Source organism: Stenotrophomonas sp. FR010 (assembly GCF_047520755.2).
Taxonomy (GTDB): Bacteria; Pseudomonadota; Gammaproteobacteria; order Xanthomonadales; family Xanthomonadaceae; genus Stenotrophomonas; species Stenotrophomonas sepilia.
Genome location: NZ_JAXBQT020000052.1, coordinates 1 through 2077, shown reverse-complemented (window position 1 = coordinate 2077; position 2077 = coordinate 1). Strand labels below are relative to the sequence as shown.

Genomic DNA, 2077 nt, shown 5'->3' with positions numbered 1-2077 from the left:
GGTCGGAGGGCATGCCCGGAGTCTAGGAGTAACGCGGAGTGCCTGCAAGGGGGTTTTGGCGGCTGAATGGTCTCACTGTGAGACAAATGTGCGGTATCACTAGGCCCGCACATCCAGCCCAGCCACCCGAATGGAAGGGGTCTGCCCGCTACTTAGACACATGTATCAAGCAAAGCGTCCGGCATCCCGACACAGGTAGGCCCTAGAACGCCGTGAGCGGGCCCCTAGGGCGCACCCGAGCGGCACCGTCGCTCCCGCTCCGTTGGCCGCACGGGAGCGCCTACGGGGCCGAATGACGGGCTGTGCGGGCTGTCCAACGCCGGTTTCGGGACGCAAGGCAGGATATGGATCTGTATAGCGGGTGGCGCCAGGTGGTCAGCGGGCGCGCGGCGGCGGGGCTGGCGATCGCAGATCCGGATCCGCGCCAGGCTCGATCGACGCGGCAGTGTCCAGGGGAAGGCGGTAGCCGCGGGGCACGCCCCGCACCCCGGGGTGGACGGCACCCGTACACCACACATCTTGCCGGCTGTCCGCATGCGGAATTGCGCTAAGTAGCGCAACAAAAACCCCGCCGGAGCGGGGTAGGGGTGTGCCAACGCTGCCGGCGGCAGGGGCGATTCGCCCCCTCTGCCGGCCGCCCGGTTCAGGCGATCAGTCTGACGACCGAGGGTTCGAAATAGAGGTTCGTGCCGACAGCCCAATCAGGGACCGGGGCGGGGACCGCCTCCAGCGTCTTGAACAGGGGCACCACATTGGAGACCTCTTTCGGAACCAACGTGGCGATATCCACCCCGTGAGAAAGAAGCTCAGCGCGGTAGCGATAGAAGGTAGGCCGGGTGAGGACATGTCGCAGATCAGCCCCCGATTCCCACGCCAGATATGCAGTGCGAACGGCCGGCCGAAGGCTCTCAAGAATCTCGGCGCTAAGGTGCGCAGCAGTCGTCATGGTCATGCCCTGGAGACGGTCGCGGAGTAACTCCCGCGTTACGTCGCATGGTAGCCCATCCTCGGAAAACCAGTCTGAAACCATGGAGCGGCCGATTCGTTTCAGTTCCATGCTTCGGATGGTCAACTCAGCCCGAAGGGTTCGGTCAGCCCATGCAACGGCGTGCGGTAGGGCGAGGATCGCATCTTGACCATGGCCTTTTGCGAGAATCTCTTGGCCCTTGCTGTAGAGCTTGATGCCCCAGCGACGACTGTTTTTGCCGAAATACAAGGTGGTCCCTTTGACCAATTGGCCCCGACCACGATGCGACAGATGCGCGGTTTGCTCCGCTGCACGAAGCCATGCAAGAACCTGCGCACGGCTATCAAGATGGAAGGATTCCGTGACGTCCACTCGCGTCAACTGGATGGCTCCTGCACGAATCAACGCAAGGTCGATATCAGTGGGAGTAAGCCCCAGTTTTTCGATGAGATGAAACACGGTGTGGACGGCCAACGAAGGGAGATCGTCAGTACCCCACAAGTTGTGACCTTGGAAGAATTTGACGGGATTTCCGCTAACTTCGATGTGAGTGCAAAGATCGGGCGTGTACGTACAAGTCCTGATTTGAAGACCTGTTGCGAACGAACCCTCGACAGTGGCTCTCTTGGCAGAACGCCAAGAAATTTCACCGTCTGGAGTGAGGGAAAGAACCTGCCCTCCAGTGATCGGCGTTGAGTGCGTACAAGGCACGACCATGGAGAGCCAGTCGATCACTGTTTGCGCTTCCTCATCGCGGCCCTGCGCTTCGTCTTGATGGCCAGCTCGAGCTGGTTCGTGGCGATGGCGGTCTGACGGAGCACATCGCCCATGACCTTCAGCGCGTCTACTTGCCGGTCATGAACCATCTCGGCAGCGGTGGCCATCTCGGCAAACATGGCCCTACCCTCGATGAGCCATTCACGGATGATCGTGGCCCGACCCGCCCCGGTGACTTTGCCCAGGCGGTCAAGAACGTCGACCACATCGGCCGGGAGGGTGAGATTGACGCGGGTCTGGTCGGAGGGCATGCCCGGAGTCTAGGAGTAACGCGGAGTGCCTGCAAGGGGGTTTTGGCGGCTGAATGGTCTCACTGTGAGACAAATGTGCGGT

2 protein-coding genes are annotated in these 2077 nt (G+C 61.4%); both read right to left on the bottom strand.

All coding sequences use genetic code 11. The features are described 5' to 3' along the window. Positions 1-643 precede the first annotated feature (643 nt). Positions 644-1702 carry a phage/plasmid replication protein, II/X family gene (locus ACM0PK_RS21590; RefSeq protein WP_414608115.1) on the bottom strand — a complete coding sequence of 353 codons (1059 nt, stop codon included), beginning with the start codon at positions 1700-1702 and terminating at the stop codon, positions 644-646. Then, positions 1699-1995 carry a ribbon-helix-helix protein, CopG family gene (locus ACM0PK_RS21585; protein WP_039584890.1) on the bottom strand — a complete coding sequence of 99 codons (297 nt, stop codon included), beginning with the start codon at positions 1993-1995 and terminating at the stop codon, positions 1699-1701. Before ACM0PK_RS21585 ends, ACM0PK_RS21590 begins: the two co-directional genes overlap by 4 nt. Between the last annotated feature and the right edge of the window lie 82 nt (positions 1996-2077).

Bases quoted from the DNA above. Each gene is read 5' to 3' on its own strand.
- ACM0PK_RS21585 (WP_039584890.1), bottom strand. From the start codon at position 1,995: ATGCCCTCCGACCAGACCCGCGTCAATCTCACCCTCCCGGCCGATGTG.